This is a genomic window from Polaromonas sp. YR568 (genome assembly GCF_943371715.1).
Classification (GTDB): Bacteria; Pseudomonadota; Gammaproteobacteria; order Burkholderiales; family Burkholderiaceae_C; genus Polaromonas.
Map to the genome: position 1 here is coordinate 57,906 of NZ_CALRVW010000008.1, position 16,723 is coordinate 74,628.

General features: G+C 65.0%; 17 protein-coding genes and 1 tRNA gene. 10 read left to right on the forward strand and 8 right to left on the reverse strand.

Annotation, left to right across the window (positions count from 1 at the left end):
- The first annotated feature begins 10 nt into the window (after positions 1 to 10).
- The gene (locus AAG813_RS08075) at positions 11 to 1,015 is read left to right on the forward strand and encodes an alpha/beta fold hydrolase (protein WP_341913705.1); all 1,005 of its coding nucleotides are present in this window, start codon (positions 11 to 13) and stop codon (positions 1,013 to 1,015) included.
- Positions 1,016 to 1,020: 5 nt separating this feature from the next.
- Complete coding sequence (locus tag AAG813_RS08080; protein ID WP_341913708.1) at positions 1,021 to 1,578, forward strand: DUF2946 family protein; 558 nt, start codon at positions 1,021 to 1,023, stop codon at positions 1,576 to 1,578.
- A 108-nt stretch (positions 1,579 to 1,686) separates the two neighbouring features.
- Here AAG813_RS08080 and AAG813_RS08085 read toward each other — a convergent pair whose 3' ends face one another.
- The gene (locus AAG813_RS08085; protein ID WP_341913710.1) at positions 1,687 to 2,562 is read right to left on the reverse strand and encodes a c-type cytochrome; all 876 of its coding nucleotides are present in this window, start codon (positions 2,560 to 2,562) and stop codon (positions 1,687 to 1,689) included.
- 204 nt (positions 2,563 to 2,766) lie between these two features.
- On the opposite strand from AAG813_RS08085, the gene AAG813_RS08090 reads away from it, so the two are divergent.
- Positions 2,767 to 2,842: transfer RNA gene (locus tag AAG813_RS08090), tRNA-Arg, on the forward strand.
- A 72-nt stretch (positions 2,843 to 2,914) separates the two neighbouring features.
- Positions 2,915 to 3,961, forward strand: coding sequence for a 3'-5' exonuclease (locus AAG813_RS08095; protein ID WP_341913712.1), 1,047 nt, complete (start codon positions 2,915 to 2,917; stop codon positions 3,959 to 3,961).
- Between the two features lie 5 nt (positions 3,962 to 3,966).
- Here the strand turns inward: AAG813_RS08095 and AAG813_RS08100 are convergent, their stop codons facing one another.
- Positions 3,967 to 4,572 (reverse strand): DUF938 domain-containing protein, encoded by a 606-nt coding sequence (locus AAG813_RS08100; protein ID WP_341913714.1) that lies wholly within the window; start codon positions 4,570 to 4,572, stop codon positions 3,967 to 3,969.
- Positions 4,573 to 4,682: 110 nt separating this feature from the next.
- On the opposite strand from AAG813_RS08100, the gene AAG813_RS08105 reads away from it, so the two are divergent.
- Positions 4,683 to 5,174 carry a hypothetical protein gene (locus AAG813_RS08105; RefSeq protein WP_341913716.1) on the forward strand — a complete coding sequence of 164 codons (492 nt, stop codon included), beginning with the start codon at positions 4,683 to 4,685 and terminating at the stop codon, positions 5,172 to 5,174.
- A gap of 20 nt (positions 5,175 to 5,194) precedes the next feature.
- Here the strand turns inward: AAG813_RS08105 and rsmI are convergent, their stop codons facing one another.
- A complete protein-coding gene (gene rsmI / locus AAG813_RS08110; protein WP_341913885.1) occupies positions 5,195 to 6,034 on the reverse strand; it encodes a 16S rRNA (cytidine(1402)-2'-O)-methyltransferase in 840 nt (279 codons plus the stop codon).
- Between the two features lie 50 nt (positions 6,035 to 6,084).
- On the opposite strand from rsmI, the gene AAG813_RS08115 reads away from it, so the two are divergent.
- The 3 genes from AAG813_RS08115 (at position 6,085) to AAG813_RS08125 (ending at position 7,928) form a co-directional block, all read left to right on the forward strand.
- A complete protein-coding gene (locus tag AAG813_RS08115; protein ID WP_341913718.1) occupies positions 6,085 to 6,540 on the forward strand; it encodes a YraN family protein in 456 nt (151 codons plus the stop codon).
- Between the two features lie 110 nt (positions 6,541 to 6,650).
- Positions 6,651 to 7,247, forward strand: a complete 597-nt coding sequence (locus AAG813_RS08120; protein ID WP_096669309.1) for a phosphoheptose isomerase — start codon at positions 6,651 to 6,653, stop codon at positions 7,245 to 7,247.
- Between the two features lie 15 nt (positions 7,248 to 7,262).
- Positions 7,263 to 7,928, forward strand: coding sequence for a BON domain-containing protein (locus tag AAG813_RS08125; RefSeq protein ID WP_341913887.1), 666 nt, complete (start codon positions 7,263 to 7,265; stop codon positions 7,926 to 7,928).
- Between the two features lie 109 nt (positions 7,929 to 8,037).
- Here the strand turns inward: AAG813_RS08125 and AAG813_RS08130 are convergent, their stop codons facing one another.
- The 3 genes from AAG813_RS08130 to AAG813_RS08140 all read right to left on the reverse strand — a co-directional run bounded on the left by AAG813_RS08130 (position 8,038) and on the right by AAG813_RS08140 (position 11,434).
- Positions 8,038 to 8,952: an NAD(P)-dependent oxidoreductase gene (locus AAG813_RS08130; protein WP_341913721.1), complete on the reverse strand. Its 915-nt coding sequence runs from the start codon at positions 8,950 to 8,952 to the stop codon at positions 8,038 to 8,040.
- Between the two features lie 143 nt (positions 8,953 to 9,095).
- On the reverse strand, positions 9,096 to 10,232 hold the full coding sequence (locus tag AAG813_RS08135; protein WP_341913723.1) for a PilT/PilU family type 4a pilus ATPase: 1,137 nt from the start codon (positions 10,230 to 10,232) through the stop codon (positions 9,096 to 9,098).
- 158 nt (positions 10,233 to 10,390) lie between these two features.
- Positions 10,391 to 11,434, reverse strand: a complete 1,044-nt coding sequence (locus tag AAG813_RS08140) for a type IV pilus twitching motility protein PilT (RefSeq protein ID WP_300536927.1) — start codon at positions 11,432 to 11,434, stop codon at positions 10,391 to 10,393.
- A gap of 32 nt (positions 11,435 to 11,466) precedes the next feature.
- Between AAG813_RS08140 and AAG813_RS08145 the strand changes: the two genes are divergently transcribed.
- Complete coding sequence (locus tag AAG813_RS08145; protein ID WP_341913726.1) at positions 11,467 to 12,189, forward strand: YggS family pyridoxal phosphate-dependent enzyme; 723 nt, start codon at positions 11,467 to 11,469, stop codon at positions 12,187 to 12,189.
- A gap of 125 nt (positions 12,190 to 12,314) precedes the next feature.
- On the opposite strand, the gene AAG813_RS08150 is transcribed toward AAG813_RS08145, so the two are convergent.
- A complete protein-coding gene (locus tag AAG813_RS08150; protein ID WP_341913728.1) occupies positions 12,315 to 12,893 on the reverse strand; it encodes a DUF3617 domain-containing protein in 579 nt (192 codons plus the stop codon).
- A 47-nt stretch (positions 12,894 to 12,940) separates the two neighbouring features.
- Positions 12,941 to 13,420 (reverse strand): Lrp/AsnC ligand binding domain-containing protein, encoded by a 480-nt coding sequence (locus tag AAG813_RS08155; protein WP_341913730.1) that lies wholly within the window; start codon positions 13,418 to 13,420, stop codon positions 12,941 to 12,943.
- Between the two features lie 95 nt (positions 13,421 to 13,515).
- On the opposite strand from AAG813_RS08155, the gene AAG813_RS08160 reads away from it, so the two are divergent.
- Positions 13,516 to 16,575 carry an L-glutamate gamma-semialdehyde dehydrogenase gene (locus AAG813_RS08160; RefSeq protein WP_341913732.1) on the forward strand — a complete coding sequence of 1,020 codons (3,060 nt, stop codon included), beginning with the start codon at positions 13,516 to 13,518 and terminating at the stop codon, positions 16,573 to 16,575.
- Positions 16,576 to 16,723: the final 148 nt, after the last annotated feature.

Below are 16,723 nucleotides of genomic sequence, written 5' to 3' on the forward strand. Positions count from 1 at the left end.
GGAAGACGCGATGTTTTACGACGCACCGTGGTGGCTGCCCGGCGGCAACCTGCAGACCATTTATGCCGCGCTGCGTTCGCAGCGTTACCTGGCCGAGGCACCGAGCTTTCGCCGCGAGCGCTGGACCACCCCCGACGATGATTTTGTCGATGTGGACTTCGCGCGCCACGCCAGCGCGGGCGCCGCGTCGGGGCAGGCGCCCCTGCTGGTGGTGTTCCATGGCCTGGAAGGGTCCTCCGCCAGCCACTATGCAGAAGCATTTGCCGATGTCGCCCGCGTGCGCGGCTGGGCCTGCGCCGTGCCACATTTCCGCGGCTGCTCGGGCGAGCTCAACCGCGCCCCGCGTGCCTACCATTCGGGTGACTTCGAGGAGATCGACTGGATCCTGCGGCGCTTCCGGGCCGGCCACGCCGGACCGCTGTTTGCCGTCGGCATTTCGCTGGGCGGCAATGCGCTGATGCGCTGGGCCGCCGAAATGGAAAATTCGGCGGGCCGGGTGGTGGACGCCGTCGCCTCGGTCTGCTCCCCGCTGGATCTGGCGGCCAGCGGCCACGCAATCGGCCGGGGTTTCAACCGCCTGGTCTACACCCGCATGTTCCTGAACTCCATGGTGCCCAAGGCGCTGAAGAAGCTGGAGCAGCACCCGGGCCTCTTCAGTGCCGACGCCCTGCGCGCGGCGCGCGACCTGTATGCCTTCGACAATATCGTCACGGCACCTCTGCACGGGTTCAGGAACACCGAAGACTACTGGACGCGCGCCTCGGCCAAGCCGCACCTGCGCCGCATCGTGGTCCCGGCGCTGGCGCTCAATGCCCTCAACGACCCGTTCATTCCGGCCGCCAGCCTGCCGCAGGCCGGCGATGTGAGTGCGGCCGTGACACTCTGGCAGCCGCGCGAGGGCGGCCACGTCGGCTTCCCCTCGGCGCCTTTTCCGGGCCACGTGCGCGCCATGCCCGAGGCGGTGTGCGGTTTTTTCTCAGCGCAGCTCGGCGCAACAGCCAGCGGGGCAAAATAGACCGCATGGATGACATTGTTCGCCAGGCCATTGCGAAGTGGCCCAACGTCCCGCACTGCTACGGCTGGCTGGGCCTGGATGCGCGCGGCAACTGGTACATGCGCGATGACCAGGCCCAGGCGGCGGGCCCCTTTGCCGGCGGCGCGGCAGCGGGCAAGGGGTCGCTGCTCAAACACGACAAACTGATCGACTTCATCGCCCGCAACTACGAAGGTGATCCGGCCGGCCAGTGGTTTTTCCAGAACGGGCCGCAGCGCGTTTATGTCGAACTCGAGGCGACACCGCTGGTCTGGCGTATCGGCAGCGCACCGGATTTTTCAGTGACCGCGCACACCGGCCGGCCCGCGCGGGTGCAGCGCTGCATTCTCGATGAACACGGCCGGCTCTATCTGGAAACCGATATTGGTTTTGGTCTGGTGCACACCCAGGACATGGTGCAGGCGTCGGAGGCGATCGAGCAGGGCCTGTGGGTGCCGGTGGACGTCGCCACCCGCGACCTGCCGTCCCGTTTCGGTTATGTGCGCAGCCCGGCCGCCAGCCGTGGTCAGTCTCAGTCTGCTTGATGCTATTGATTTAATAGCGTTCCGCGCTTGCACTGAAAGGGCTTGAGCCCGTTTTGGCCATGAAAAAAGCCGGTCAGAGACCGGCTTTTTGGCAGAAGCTGACAGCGCTTATTTGGCGGCGCTGACCATGTATTCGACGGCAGCCCGGATATCCGCGTCGGAGGCGGAAGAACCGCCCTTGGGTGGCATGGCATTTTTGCCCTTGATCACGCTGGCCGTCAGCATGTCCAGACCGGTCTGGATGCGTGGCGCCCAGGCAGCCTTGTCGCCAAACTTGGGCGCACCAGCCACACCTGACGCATGGCAGGCCAGGCAGGCCTGTTTGTACAACGCTTCGCCGACACCGGCCTTGGACGCTGCGGCGGGCGCAGCGGCTGCCACCACCACGGGGGCTGCGGGCGTAGCCGCTGCAGCAGCAGCAGCAGGTGCCGCTGGAGCGACGGGTGCTGCAGCAGCGCCTGCATCTGCCGCGGCTGCCGCTTTTTGCGGCTCGACGAACTTTGCACCGGCGGCATTGGCCAGGTGCACCACGGCTTTGCCGATTTCGACATCGTCAAAATCACCGCCGCCCTGCGGACCCATGGCATTTTTGCCCTTGAGGGCGGAGTTCCACAGCGCTTCGAAGCCGGTTTTGATACGTGGCGCCCAGGCGGCTGCATCGCCGAACTTGGGGGCGCCGGCGGCGCCGGTGGCGTGGCAGGCGGCGCATTGCGCTGCATACACTTCGCTGCCGGTTTTCAGCGGACGGTTGGCATCGCGGATTTCAACCATGCCGATTTTCTGGATGCGCTGGGCTACGGCCTTTTCAGGATCTCCGGTGCCGGCGGCAGGCTTGTTGTCCGAGGTCACGTAATACACCAGCGCGATGATGGCAAAAATCGGGACGACAAAGGAGAAAAAGACCGCAAGCAGGAGCTGCTTGGGGGTTTTGATGGGGCCTGAGTGGTCTTCTTCGTGGGCCGTCGTTGGATCGTTTGCGCTCATGGCTTCCTCAAAAAACTAAAAATCGGTAACTAAAGCAACTCATATTCGACAACCTTTGATTATAGCCGTCACCCCTGTAAATCCCGGACGCGGCCTGTCCGACTGATAGAATCAGGCTCTTCCACAAGTGCAGTGCGCCCAGCGCCTGCCCTTGCGGGTCAACTACCCGCTGCAAAGCGCCGGTAGATGCCTTGTTTCAGCGTTGCGGCTGTAGCTCAGTGGATAGAGTATTGGCCTCCGAAGCCAAGGGTCGTGGGTTCGATCCCCGCCAGCCGCACCACATCTGCTGTCAGTCGGTCATGTCTGCCTCCGGCCATGCATGACCCCGTGCCCCATGGACCTGGAGTGACACATGAACACCGAGTCAGACGGTCGCGCACTTTTTGCGGACCAGCTGGGCTTCGGATTTGACGACGCGGCGCCCCTCGTGGCCGCGCCCGTTTCAACCAAAACCCGCAAAGCCCGAATCGTTCCTCTTGCTCCTGCATTGGAGCCGCTTTCACCGGAAGCGATGGCGCTGGCGCTGGAGCGGCATGCCGATTACCGCGTGCTGCGGCGCCTGCCTGTGCAGCAGCAGTTTGCGCACCCGTCCGGGGGGCGGGTCACGCGGCTTCTGATTCTGGATACCGAAACCACCGGGCTGGACGCATCGCGGGACCGCATCATGGAGCTGGCGCTGCTGCGGGTCGATGTGGATCTGGCCACCGGCCTGCCGGTCGGCACCGTCGATGTGTATGACGGCCTCGAAGACCCGGGCATGCCGATTCCGCCCGAAATCCAGGAGCTCACCGGCATCAGCGATGACATGGTTCGCGGCCACAAGCTCGACGAGCGGCGGGTGGCGGCCATGCTGGCCGGTGCCGATCTGGTAATCGCCCACAACGCCGGTTTCGACCGCCCATTTGTCGAGGCCCGGCTGGCGCAATTTGCGCAATTGCCCTGGGCCTGTTCGTTTGCCGATCTGGACTGGAAAAAAGAGGGCCGCGGCTCGGCCAAACTCACGCAGCTGGCGCTGGAACTCGGCTGGTTCTACGATGCGCACCGCGCCGAGATGGACTGCCACGCGCTGCTGGCGGTGCTGGCCAGCCCGCTTCCGGTGTCCGGACAGACGGGGCTGACACAGCTGCTGTCTGTCGCGGCCAGGCCCAGCTACCGGCTGCAGGCGACCGCCGCGCCCTTCGAGGCCAAGGATCTGCTCAAGGCCAGGGGCTACCGCTGGGACGGGGAACACCGGGTGTGGCACACCCGCCTCGGCGACGAGGCGCAGTTGCAGTCGGAGTGCGAATGGCTCAAGGCCTCGGTGTATGGCAACCGCGCCGCGCGTGTCCAGGTGGAACGCCTGGATGCGGGCAACCGGTATTCGCTGCGACCGGGCCAGGTCGAGGCAAGGGCTCTTTAGGCTCTTTAGAACTTGTCCGGACGACGCTGCCAGGTGATGCAGCGGTTGTTCGCCGGCATGGCGCGGTCTTCCACCAGCTGCAGGCCGGCCGTGGCCGCCAGGGCATGGACCGCTTCGACATCGCGCAGTCCGCTGGCGGGGTTGCCGGCACGCAGGGAGGCATCGAAGGCGGCATTGCTGTCGCTGGTGAAGCGGCCGCCGTAGTTGAAGGGGCCATACACCGTGAGCAGCCCGCCCGGCGGCATGTGCCGGCCCAGTGCCTGGAACAGCCGCTGCACTTCTGGCCAGCCCATGATGTGCAGGGTGTTGGCGCTGAACACTGCGTCAAACGACACATCGGGCCAGTCCTCGCGCAAGTCCAGCGCGACGGGCGCGGGGGTATTGAGCAGCCCGGCTTCATTGAGCCAGAGTTGTATTCCCGGCAGATGGTCGGCGACGTCCGAGCTTTGCCAGCGCAACCAGGGCAGGGCGCCCGCGAAATACACCGCGTGCTGGCCCGTGCCGCTGCCAATTTCGAGCACTGAACGCCGGTCGGCAAAACGCTCGCGCAGCACGCTCAGGATGGGGTCGCGGTTGCGGTCGGTGGCGGGAGCGTGGGGCTTGTTGTCCATAGGTGACGATTGTCGCTGCGCGGGGAACCGCCGCACCCCGGGGCTGTCGAATCCTGCATTCCGGGGCGGTGTATAACAAACACAGCGGCCATTCAACCCAAGGACCTGCCATGCGATTGCCCAAGCTTCTGTTTGTTCTAGTGGCCAGCCTGCTCTGGCTCGGTGGCTGCGCGCTTCATCCCTTCAGTGCCGTCCAGCCGGGCATGTCGCAGGGCGATGTGGTGGCGCGCCTGGGCCCACCCGGTGCCGTGGTGGCGATCCCCCAGGGCACGCGCCTGCAATACTCCGGCCAGCCCACCGGCCAGTTCGCCTTCATGGTGGACCTCGATGCTTCGGGCCGCGTGTCCAGCGTCCGGCAGGTTCTCAATGCCAGGGATTTTGCGCGCATAGAAGTGGGCAAGTGGACGCGTGACGATGTGTTGCGCGAGTTTGGGCGCCCCGCCCTTGTCGATCGCGTGGCCTCCTGGCCGGGCGACATCCTGACCTACCGCTGGTACGACCTGCAGGACCTCTTCTACTGGGTCTATCTGGACGGCAACCAGGTGGTTCAGAGAGCACATCCGGGCATGGAGTTTCGCAATGACCCGGAACCGCGCGACTAGCAGCCAGACAGTCCCGGAGCTCAGGCTTTTTTCAGCTGCAGGGCGGCTTCGTACAGCTCATTGCGCGGTGCACCGGTGATGTCGGCGGCCAGTTTGACGGCGGTTTTGAGCGGCAACTCGGCCAGCAGCAACTGCAGGACACGGTGGCCGTCGTCCTTGGCCCGCGCCTCCTCGCCGGGGTGCAGCACCAGCGCAAATTCGCCGCGGGTGCGCTGCGGGCCGGCGGCCAGCCAGGCGCTCAGGTCCTGCGCCGCAACCGTGGCGATTTCCTCAAACTGCTTGGTCAGCTCGCGGCAGACCGTGACCAGCCGGCTGCCCAGCGGCGCCATCGCGCGCGCCAGCGCTTCCATGCGGTGCGGCGCCTCAAGAATGACCACCGCACGCGCGTCGGCCTGCAATGCCTGCACCGCCTGCTCCCGCTCCATCGCCTTGGACGGCAGGAAGCCGGCAAACACAAACCCCGAGCCGCCGCTGATGCCGGCCACGCTCAGCGCGGTGGTGACGCTGCTGGCGCCGGGCAGCGGCAGGATGGTCAGTCCGGCGGCGCGCACGGCCGCCACCAGGCGCGCGCCCGGGTCGCTGACGGCAGGAGTGCCGGCGTCACTGACATAGGCGACGCGTTCGCCGCGCTGCAAGCGTTCGATCACGAGCTGCGCCGCCTGGGCTTCGTTGTGTTCGTGCACGGCCAGCAGCGGCTTGTCGATGCCGTATTGGCGCAGCAGCGGCTGGGTATGCCGGGTGTCTTCGCAGGCAATCGCATGCACCAGCTGCAGCACATGCAGCGCGCGCAGGCTGATGTCCGACAGGTTGCCGATCGGCGTGGCCACCACATACAGCGCAGCTTCGGGATAATGCTGCATGCCTGCCGCAGCGCGCGCAGCGGGCAGGGCCAGGTCAAAGGAAGCGTTCAATGTGGTTTTCCAGAAAACAGGTTGAAAAAGGGCCGCCAGTTGGCGTCAGCGCTGACGCAGCGGAGCAGCCCGGCCAGATTACCACCAAGCGCCTGGGGGATGAGGCGGAGTCGCTGGCACTGGCGCATCTGCGGCGCGCCGGGCTGAAGCTCGTCGAGTCCAATTATCGGACCCCCGGCCGCGGCGGCGGCGAGGTGGACCTGGTCATGCGCGCCCCCGACGGCACCCTGGTGTTTGTCGAAGTGCGCCAGCGCCGTAGCATGGGGCATGGCGGGGCGGCGGCCAGCGTCAGCGCCGTCAAGCAGCGGCGCATCATTTTTGCCGCCCGGCATTTCCTGATGCGGTTTGCCAGCCTGCCGCCCTGTCGCTTTGACGTGGTCACGGTGCAGGGCCGGCTGGACACACCCGACACGGTGGCCGTGGAATGGCTGCGCGGCGCCTTCGAGGCCGACTGAGTCGCTTGCGCAGGGCGGTTTCGTCCCCATTTTGTAACCATGCATTGCGTCTTGCGGGCCGGAGGGTCTGCGCGGCGCAGATTGAAAATCCGACCCGGTATCATTGACCCATGCTCGAACAACGTATAGAACAGCACTTCATCGACAGTGCCGACCTGAAGTACCAGGCGGCGCAAATCCTGTCCAAGCCGATTGCGGCAGCGGTGCAGGCCATCCTGGCCAGCGTCACCAGCGGCGGCAAGGTGCTGGCCTGCGGCAATGGCGGCTCGGCGGCCGATGCCCAGCATTTCGCGGCCGAATTTGTCGGACGCTTCGAGCGCGAGCGGCCCGAGCTCGGCGCCATTGCGCTGACCACCGACAGCTCCATCCTCACGGCGATCGCCAACGACTACGACTTCAGCGTGATTTTCTCCAAGCAGGTGCGCGCGCTAGGCGGTGCCGGCGACGTGTTGCTGGCGCTGAGCACCAGCGGCAACTCGGCCAATGTGCTGGCGGCCATCGAGGCGGCCCATGAGCGCGAGATGACCGTGGTGGCACTGACCGGCAAAAGCGGCGGAAAAATGAGCGCCGCGCTGCGCGAGACCGACGTGCACATCTGCGTGCCGCACGACCGCACGGCACGCATTCAGGAAGTTCATCTGCTGGCCCTTCACTGTATTTGTGATGGCGTGGATGCCCAATTACTTGGTGACCAGGAGAACACTTAAATGACCGTCAAAACCATGTCCGGATCCCTGCGACCGTACCAACGGCTTTTGCTGACCGTGTGCACCGCTGCCCTGGTGGGCAGCAGCCTGAGCGCCTGCTTCCCGCTGGTTCTGGGCGGCGCGGCGGCTGGCGCGCTGGTGGCCATTGACCGCCGCACCTCGGGCGCCCAGCTCGAAGACGAGGGCATCGAGCTGCGTGCCATGGCCCGCCTGCGCGACAACATCGGCAGCCGGGCGCGGGTCAGCGTGACCAGCTACAACCGCCAGGTGCTGCTGACCGGTGAAGTCCTCAACGAGCAGGACAAAAAGCTGGTGGAGCAGGTGGTGTCGCGGGTGGAGAACGTGGGCTCCGTGGTCAATGAGCTGGCCATCATCAACAGCCCGACGCTGGTGCAGCGCTCCTCCGACGTGTTGATCACGGGCCAGGTGAAAGCCCTGCTGATCGACTCCAGCGACATTTATGCCAACGCCTTCAAGGTGGTCACCGAGCGCGGTACCGTCTACCTGATGGGCCGTGTGACGCAGCGCGAAGCCGATCGCGCAACGGAAATCGTGCGCGGCGCCCGCGGCGTGCAGAAGGTGGTGCGCATTCTCGAGATCATCAGCGAGGACGAACTGCGCAGCCTGCAGCCGGGCGCCGCCAAGCCAGCAGCAACGCCGGCCCGCGCGCCGGGCAGCTGACGGGGGCGCTTCTCTTTTCAAGCAGGGGCCGCGGGTCCGGCTCCGCCGGCCCGCAGGCGCAGCGCCCCCTCGGGGGGCAGCTCAGTACGCGAAGCGACAAGCGTGGGGGCTACTTCAACCGCTTGATCAGGCTGGAGGTGTCCCAGCGCTGCCCGCCCAAGGCCTGCACGTCGCCGTAAAACTGGTCCACCAGGGCCGTGACCGGCAGGCGGGCGCCATTGGTCTTGGCTTCGTCGAGCACCAGGCCCAGGTCCTTGCGCATCCAGTCCACGGCAAAGCCGAAGTCGAACTTGTTGGCCACCATGGTCTTGCCACGGTTGTCGAGCTGCCAGCTTTGCGCGGCGCCCTTGCCGATCACGTCCAGCACCTGGTTCATGTCCAGGCCGGCCTTCTGGCCGAAAGCAATGGCTTCACTCAGACCCTGTACCAGCCCGGCGATGCAGATCTGGTTGACCATCTTGGTGAGCTGGCCGGCGCCGCTGGCGCCCATCAGTGTGAAGGCTTTGGAAAATGCCATGCCGGCCGGCTTGACGGCGTCAAAGGCCGCCGCGTCGCCGCCGCACATCACGGTCAGCGCGCCGTTTTGCGCGCCCGCCTGGCCGCCCGAGACTGGGGCGTCGACAAACTGCAGCTTCAGGGCCTGGGCGGCGGCGTACAGCTCGCGGGCCACGTCGGCCGATGCGGTGGTGTGGTCCACGAAGATGGCGCCCGGCTGCATGCCGGCAAAGGCGCCGTCGGGGCCGAGCGTCACGCCGCGCAAGTCGTCGTCATTGCCGACGCAGCAAAAAACGATGTCGGCGCCGCGCGCCGCTTCACGCGGCGTTGCGGCATGTTTGGGGCCTTGGGTGCCCGCGTATTCTGCGCACCATGCTACTGATTTGCTAGCAGTCCGGTTGTAGACAGTGACCTGGTGGCCGGCCAGCGCGAGGTGGCCCGCCATCGGGTAGCCCATGACGCCCAGGCCGAGAAAGGCGACTTGGCGGGACGGGGCGGGTTCGTAGGTTTTGGGGTTGGTATTGCTCATGGTCTGTGAGAAGGTAAAAGAGGTGGAGGGGCGTAGCGAGCGGGCTTCAGGCTAGGCGGGCGGCGCGCAGCAACCGGAACGTACTTCAGGTACGTGAGGATTGCGAGCACCGACCAACAACGCATGAAGCCTGCGCAGTAGCCCTAGACAATGGACATGTGTTCGGTGCCGGCCGCCAGATCCTGCGTCTTGGCGCGCTGCGAGTTGAGTTTGATCTGCAGCCGCAGGTCGTTGACGGAGTCTGCGTTGCGCAGCGCGTCTTCGTAGGTGATCATGTTGCTTTCAAACGCATCGAAGAGCGCCTGGTCGAAGGTCTGCATGCCGAGGTTGCGGCTTTTCTTCATGATCTCCTTGATCTCGGAAACCTCACCCTTGAAGATCAGGTCGGAAATCAGCGGCGTGTTGAGCATCACTTCCACGGCGGCGAAGCGGCCCTTGCCGTCCTGCTTGACCACCAGCCGCTGGGAAATCATGGCCTTCATGTTCAGCGACAGGTCCATCAACAGCTGGGCGCGGCGCTCTTCCGGGAAGAAGTTGATGATGCGGTCCAGCGCCTGGTTGGCGCTGTTGGCATGCAGCGTGCACAGGCACAGGTGGCCGGTTTCGGCGAAGGCGACGGCGTGTTCCATGGTTTCACGGTCGCGCACCTCGCCCATCAGGATCACGTCGGGCGCCTGGCGCAGGGTGTTTTTCAGCGCGGCTTCCCAGCTGTCGGTGTCCAGGCCCACTTCGCGCTGGGTGATCACGCAGTTCTTGTGCGGGTGTACAAACTCCACCGGGTCTTCGATGGTGATGATGTGGCCGTAGGAGTTTTCATTGCGCCAGTCCACCATCGCGGCCAGCGTGGTGGACTTGCCCGAACCGGTGGCGCCCACCAGGATGCACAGGCCGCGCTTGGACATCACCACGTCCTTGAGCACCTGCGGCACACCCAGGCCGTCGATGGTCGGCAACACGGCCGGGATCACCCGCATCACCATGCCGACCTTGCCCTGCTGGATGAAGGCGTTGACGCGAAAGCGCCCGACGCCGGGCGGCGAGATCGCGAAGTTGCACTCCTTGGTGCGTTCGAACTCGGCCGCCTGCTTGTCGTTCATGATGGCGCGCGCCAGGGCCAGCGTGTGGCCGGCGTTGAGCGGCTGTGGCGAGACCTTGGTGACCTTGCCGTCGACCTTCATCGCGGGCGGAAAGTCGCCGGTGATGAACAAGTCGCTGCCGTTGCGGCTGACCATCAGCCTGAGTAGGTCGTTGATGAATTTACTGGCCTGGTCGCGTTCCATGACTTGTCCTGTTTATTGATTCAATGGTGGCGTGACAGTCCCAGCGGGCTCTACAGTCAAGCAGGGGCCGCGAGTCCGGCTTTGCCGGCCCGCAGGCGCAGCGGCCCCCTCGGGGGGCAGGGAGCTACACGCAGTGAGCGACCGTGGGGGCAACATGTTCAGCCGGGGAAGTTCTCGGGGATTTTTGCCTTGCCGCGCGCTTCAGCGGCGGAAATGACGTTGCGCTTGACGAGGTCGGTCAGGTTCTGGTCCAGCGTCTGCATGCCTACGCTGTTGCCGGTCTGAATGGACGAGTACATCTGCGCGACCTTGGCCTCGCGGATCAGGTTGCGGATCGCGCTGGTGCCCAGCATGATCTCGTGCGCGGCGACGCGGCCCTGGCCGTCCTTGGTCTTGCACAGGGTCTGCGAAATCACCGCCTGCAGCGACTCGGACAACATCGCGCGAATCATGTCTTTTTCCTCGGCCGGGAACACGTCGATGATCCGGTCGATGGTTTTGGCGGCGCTGGAGGTGTGCAAGGTGCCGAACACCAGGTGGCCGGTTTCCGCAGCCGTCATGGCCAGGCGAATGGTTTCCAGATCGCGCATCTCGCCGACCAGGATGGCGTCCGGGTCCTCACGCAGCGCAGACTTGAGCGCCGCGCTGAAGCTCAGCGTGTGCGGGCCGACCTCGCGCTGGTTGATCAGACATTTCTTGGATTCATGCACGAACTCGATCGGGTCTTCCACCGTCAGGATGTGGCCGTACTCGGTTTCGTTGAGGTAGTTGACCATGGCTGCCAGCGTGGTCGATTTGCCCGAACCGGTCGGACCGGTGACCAGCACCATGCCGCGCGGCTTCATCGCCAGGTCGCCGAAAATTTTCGGCGCGCCCAGCTGCTCCAGCGTCAGGATTTTGGAAGGGATGGTCCGGAACACGGCGCCCGCGCCGCGGTTCTGGTTGAAGGCATTGACGCGGAAACGCGCCAGGCCGTCGATCTCGAAAGAGAAGTCGATCTCCAGGAATTCTTCGTAGTTCTTGCGCTGGGTGTCGTTCATGATGTCGTACACCATGGCATGCACCTGCTTGTGGTCCAGCGGGTCGACATTGATGCGCCTGACATCCCCATGCACCCGGATCATGGGCGGCAAGCCGGCCGATAGATGCAAGTCAGACGCCTTGTTCTTGACGCTAAAAGCCAGCAGTTGGGTAATGTCCATCCCGGGGTTCCTGAAAAGTTTACATTTGGATTATGACCATGATTGTGCGCAACCTCCAACTCGTCCGTGACCGTATAACCACGGCCTGTGTCGCTGCCGGACGCGACCCCGCCAGCGTGCGCCTGCTGGCCGTGTCCAAGACTTTCGGTGCCGATGCGGTGATCGAGGCCATGTCCGACGGGCAACGCGCGTTCGGCGAGAACTACATCCAGGAGGGGGTGGACAAGATATTGGCAGTGCGCGCGTGGGAAGCCGATCACCCTGGCTTGCCGCTCTCCCGCCCATCGGAGTGGCACTGCATCGGCCCCATCCAGAGCAACAAGACACGGCTGGTCGCCGAACACTTCGACTGGGTGCAGTCGGTGGACCGCCTGAAGATTGCCCAGCGCCTGAGCGAGCAGCGCCCGCCGCATCTGCCGCCGCTGCAGGTGTGCCTGCAGGTCAACATCGACGGCGGGGCCTCCAAGTCCGGCGTGACGCCGCAGGACGCCCAGGCGCTCGGGGCCGAGGTCGCGCGGCTGCCACGGCTGCAGCTGCGCGGCCTCATGTCGATTCCCGAACCTGCTCCTGATTTTGTAGCTGCCTGCGCTGTCCACCAAAGGGCTGCAGATCTTTTTGACCAGATCAATCGTTCTGGTGTGTTGCCGCAGGTGATGGACACGCTGTCGATGGGCATGACGGCCGACCTGGAAGCGGCCATTCATGCCGGCAGCACCATGGTGCGCGTCGGGACCGCTATCTTTGGCGCTAGATAAGCCCCCACGGTTGCTCACTGCGTGTAGCGCCCTGCCCCCCGAGGGGGCCGCTGCGCCTGCGGACTGGCGAAGCCAGATCCGCGGCCCCTGCTTGTAGGGGAGAGAGACCGCGGTGTTCGCGCTGCCTATTTTTTGGGCACAGCCAGCGGCTTGATGTTTCCGCAGTCCGCCGACAGCCACTTGCCGCCGCCGTCCATGGTCATGGTTTCCGGCTTGCCCTGCATCATGCTTTTCATGGTCATCTTCATCGTGTAGGCCTCGGGGCTGACAAAGGTCACCGTGCCTTCGCCGCTGGACGGCGGCTGGGTGCAGGCAAAGCTCATCTTCATGGTGTTGCCCGATCGCGGCGAATTCGTGGTCTTGCAGTCGCCCTGCTGGGCGGGCAGCTCATTGCGCTCCGCCATTTCTTTGGTCATGCAAATTTTTACCGCCATGTTGCCCCCGGCACCGGGGCCCATGGACAGGCCCTGTTTGGCCATCATGTCCTGCATCATCTTGCGCTGCTCGGGTGGCATGGCGGCCATCTGCTTTTGCGACTCGGCCATGGCTTTTTCCATCTGGCCCGAGCTGGACTGCATCTTGTTGTTGATCTCCCACAACCCCGGCTTGAGGTTTTGCGCCAGGGCCGGTGGCGCCGCCAGCAACAAGGTACCCAGTGCCGACGCACTGGCGACGAATAACTGCTTGACCGACAAATAAGCCATGAGCGCCTCCGGTTAAAAAAGAGACAAAAAAGACCTGACCTGCAAGTTTAGACACCCAGCGGCAATTGCGTGGTGTTTTTGACCTCCTCCATCACCGCGTAGGTGCGGGTTTCGCGCACGCCGGGCAATTGCCACAGCGCGTTGCCGGCAAAGTCGCGGTAGGCCGCCATGTCGGCCATGCGGGTTTTGAGCAGGTAGTCAAAACCGCCGGCCACCATGTGGCATTCCATGATCTGCGGGTACACCTGCACCGCGGCCTTGAAGGCTTCGAACACATGCGGCGTGGTGCGGTCCAGCAGCACCTCGACAAACACCAGCATGCCGGCGCCCAGCTTCAAAGGGTTGAGCCGCGCCTCGTAACCCAGGATGTAGCCGTCACGCGTGAGCCGCTGCACACGCGCCAGCACGGCCGTGGGCGAGAGCGCCACCGCTTCGGCCAGCTTGAGGTTGGAGAGGCGCCCGTCCTGCTGCAGCACGCTCAAAATCTTCAGGTCGATGCGGTCGATGTCTGTCTGGGCTTCGGTCATGTAGTTAATTATTCAGAATTAGTTGCAGAATTTAGCGTGAAATTCTCCTGAAATCCAGAGAACATGGCGTGATTCACCAGTTCACGGAGATTTTCATGCCGCAACAGCCTCGCCTTCCTTTGCCCTACCGACCCGAAGCCGCCATCGTCGCCCGGCATTTGCAGGCGCTGGCGGGGGCGCTGGACTGGGCCGCCGCCGCACCTCTGGCCCGGCCCTGGGTGCAAGCCGTGCGCAACAACCCGCCGCCCTTCTGGGCCATGGAAAGCCTGCTCAAGGAGTACCCGATTTCAAGCGCCGAGGGCCTGGCCCTGATGCGTCTGGCCGAAGCGCTGCTGCGGGTGCCCGATGCCGAGACCGCGATTGCGCTCACCGCCGACCAGCTCGGCCGCGCCGATTTTGACGGCGCCAGCGACGCCATGATGGCCCGCCTGTCGGCCTCGGCCATCGCCCTGTCCAAGAAGTTTCTGCCTGAAGACGGCCAGAGCAGCATCATGAGCAAGCTCGGTGCGCGCACCGTGGTGGCCGCCACCCTGCGGGCCGTGCAGTTGCTGGGCCGGCAGTTTGTACTGGGTCAGAACATCGGCGAGGCGATGAAGGAGGCCGATGGTGCCAGAAAACACACTCCCGGCCTGCGTTTCAGCTACGACATGCTGGGCGAGGGCGCGCGCACCGATGCCGACGCTCTGCATTATCTCGCCAGCTACACCCATGCTATTGAATCCATAGCTGCCCGCGCAGACAAAACGGGCGCCTGTGAGCAAAACGACGGTATTTCCATCAAGCTCAGCGCGCTGCACCCGCGTTACGAAGAGACCCAGCACGCGCGCGTGCTGGCCGAGCTGGTGCCGCGCGTCTGGGGCCTGTGCGAACTGGCGGCGCGGGCCAACATCAACCTGACCATTGACGCCGAAGAGGTGGACCGGCTCGAACTTTCGCTGGACGTGTTTGAAGCCCTGGCCGCCCTGGTGGCGCAGCAGCAACCGCAGTGGCAGGGTTTCGGCCTGGCGCTGCAGGCTTACCAGACACGCTCGCTGGAGCTGATCAGCCATGTCATCACCCTGGCCCGCCGCTACCGGCTGCGTTTCATGTGCCGCCTGGTCAAGGGCGCCTACTGGGATTCGGAAATCAAGCGTGCGCAGGAGCTGGGCCTGCCGCACTACCCGGTGTTCACCCATAAACACCATACCGACGTGTCCTACCTCGCCTGCGCGCAGGCCCTGCTGGCCGCGCCCGATGCGATCTACCCGCAGTTTGCCGGCCACAACGCTGGCACCATCGCTGCGATCATCCAGATGGCGGCGCGCAATGCGGACGTGCGCCGCGCAGGGCCGCCCCAAGCAAGCACAGCCCCCTCGGGGGGCAGTGACGTACACGAAGTGACGAACGTGGGGGCCGCATCAACTTTTGAGCTGCAGCGGCTGCACGGCATGGGCGAAGGCATTTTTCGTGAGGTGCTGAAAAACCCGCAGATCGCCTGCCGCGTCTATGCGCCCGTGGGCGCCCACCGCGACCTGCTCGCCTACCTGGTGCGCCGCCTGCTGGAAAACGGCGCCAACTCCTCGTTCGTGCACCAGCTTGCCGACGAGTCGGTGGGCATGGACCAGCTGCTGACCTCGCCGCTGCACATGGCGCCCGAGTCGTCCCTGCCGCTGCCGCCTCTTCTCTACGGCCCCGGCCGCCCCAACAGCGAGGGGCTGGACCTCACAGTCGAGAGCATGCGTGCGCCGCTGTTCGCTGCCTTCACGACGGTGCAGGTGCCTGGGGTGCCGGAGTTCGATGCCAAATTGGCCGCAAGCGCAGTACAGACAGGCGCCTCCAGCTATCAAAAATGGAGCAAGATAGATGTGGCCGAACGCGCTGCCACTTTGCGCCGCGCCGCTGATGCGCTGCAGCAACAGATGCCCGCCTTCTGCGCCCTGCTGGTCAAGGAAGCCTTCAAGACCTGGGGCGACGCGGTGTCGGAAGTGCGCGAGGCGATTGACTTCCTGCGTTACTACGCCAATGAAGCCGAACGCATCATGGCGCCCATCGCCTTGCCGGGGCCGACCGGCGAAACCAACGAGCTGCGCCTGACCGCACGTGGCGTCTGGGTCTGCATCAGCCCCTGGAATTTTCCGCTGGCGATTTTCACTGGCCAGGTGGCCGCCGCGCTGGCCACCGGCAATGCGGTGCTGGCCAAACCGGCCGAACAGACGCCGGGTGTGGCTTGGGAAGCGGTGAAGCTGCTACACGCCGCCGGTGTGCCCGAAGGCGCGCTGCAGTTGCTGCACGGTCCCGGCGAAACTGTCGGTGCGGCGCTGGTGGCGGCGCCGGGGATTGCCGGCGTGGTGTTCACCGGCTCCACCCAGGTGGCCAAAATCATCAACCGGGCGCTCGCCGCCAAGGACGGGCCCATCGTTCCGCTGATCGCCGAGACCGGCGGCATCAACGCCATGCTGGTTGACAGCAGCGCCCTGCCCGAGCAGGTGGTCGATGCCGTGGTGCAAAGCGCCTTCCGCTCGGCCGGCCAGCGCTGCTCGGCGCTGCGCCTGCTGTGTCTGCATGAGGGCATTGCCGACAAGGTGGTGGCCATGCTCCGGGGCGCGGTGCAGGAGCTGGCCGTGGGCGACCCGGCGGAGCTGGCCACCGACGTCGGCCCGGTCATCGACCGCGAGGCGTTTGACAATATCCAGCGCCACCTGCAACGCCTGGGTTCAACGTCAAAAGTGCTTCCAGCCCTTGCTGGTCGGGCGCAGAATGCTCCTGATTCAATAGCGAATCAGGTCTTGCCCAGCGCCTTTGAAGTCAGCAGCCTGACCGAAGTGAAAGACGAAATCTTCGGTCCTGTGCTGCAGATCGTGCGCTGGGGCGGCGAGCCGCAAAAAGTCATGGCCCAGATCAACGCCCTCGGCGACGGCCTCACGCTGGGCATCCAGACCCGCATCGACTCGCGCGCGCAGGCGCTGGCCGCGGCCGCGCATGTGGGCAACATCTATATCAACCGCAACATGATTGGCGCGGTGGTCGGCGTGCAGCCTTTCGGCGGCGAAGGCCTCAGTGGCACCGGCCCCAAGGCCGGCGGCCCGCACTACCTCTACCGCTTCTGCGCCGAACAGACTGTCACCGTGAACACCACGGCGGCGGGAGGCAATGCGGCTTTGCTGTCGGGGACCTGAACAATCCCTGGAGGGGGCCGGATAGGCGAAAAGCCCCGCCAGTCCGGAGACTGGCGGGGCTTTTCATATTCCTGAAATTCACCCACTGCCTGGGCCGGAGCCCGGGCGGTGGTGAGTCAGCCGGCCGGAAACCCGGCCAGCCTGCAGC

Coding starts and splice junctions, on each gene's coding strand:
- AAG813_RS08140 (WP_300536927.1), bottom strand. CDS start 11,434: ATGGACATTACCCAACTGCTGGCTTTTAGCGTCAAGAACAAGGCGTCT.
- AAG813_RS08160 (WP_341913732.1), top strand. CDS start 13,516: ATGCCGCAACAGCCTCGCCTTCCTTTGCCCTACCGACCCGAAGCCGCC.
- AAG813_RS08150 (WP_341913728.1), bottom strand. CDS start 12,893: ATGGCTTATTTGTCGGTCAAGCAGTTATTCGTCGCCAGTGCGTCGGCA.
- AAG813_RS08100 (WP_341913714.1), bottom strand. CDS start 4,572: ATGGACAACAAGCCCCACGCTCCCGCCACCGACCGCAACCGCGACCCC.
- AAG813_RS08120 (WP_096669309.1), top strand. CDS start 6,651: ATGCTCGAACAACGTATAGAACAGCACTTCATCGACAGTGCCGACCTG.
- AAG813_RS08105 (WP_341913716.1), top strand. CDS start 4,683: ATGCGATTGCCCAAGCTTCTGTTTGTTCTAGTGGCCAGCCTGCTCTGG.
- AAG813_RS08145 (WP_341913726.1), top strand. CDS start 11,467: ATGACCATGATTGTGCGCAACCTCCAACTCGTCCGTGACCGTATAACC.
- AAG813_RS08075 (WP_341913705.1), top strand. CDS start 11: ATGTTTTACGACGCACCGTGGTGGCTGCCCGGCGGCAACCTGCAGACC.
- AAG813_RS08085 (WP_341913710.1), bottom strand. CDS start 2,562: ATGAGCGCAAACGATCCAACGACGGCCCACGAAGAAGACCACTCAGGC.
- AAG813_RS08130 (WP_341913721.1), bottom strand. CDS start 8,952: ATGAGCAATACCAACCCCAAAACCTACGAACCCGCCCCGTCCCGCCAA.
- AAG813_RS08115 (WP_341913718.1), top strand. CDS start 6,085: ATGTGGTTTTCCAGAAAACAGGTTGAAAAAGGGCCGCCAGTTGGCGTC.
- AAG813_RS08155 (WP_341913730.1), bottom strand. CDS start 13,420: ATGACCGAAGCCCAGACAGACATCGACCGCATCGACCTGAAGATTTTG.
- AAG813_RS08125 (WP_341913887.1), top strand. CDS start 7,263: ATGTCCGGATCCCTGCGACCGTACCAACGGCTTTTGCTGACCGTGTGC.
- AAG813_RS08080 (WP_341913708.1), top strand. CDS start 1,021: ATGGATGACATTGTTCGCCAGGCCATTGCGAAGTGGCCCAACGTCCCG.
- AAG813_RS08095 (WP_341913712.1), top strand. CDS start 2,915: ATGAACACCGAGTCAGACGGTCGCGCACTTTTTGCGGACCAGCTGGGC.
- rsmI (WP_341913885.1), bottom strand. CDS start 6,034: ATGCAGCATTATCCCGAAGCTGCGCTGTATGTGGTGGCCACGCCGATC.
- AAG813_RS08135 (WP_341913723.1), bottom strand. CDS start 10,232: ATGGAACGCGACCAGGCCAGTAAATTCATCAACGACCTACTCAGGCTG.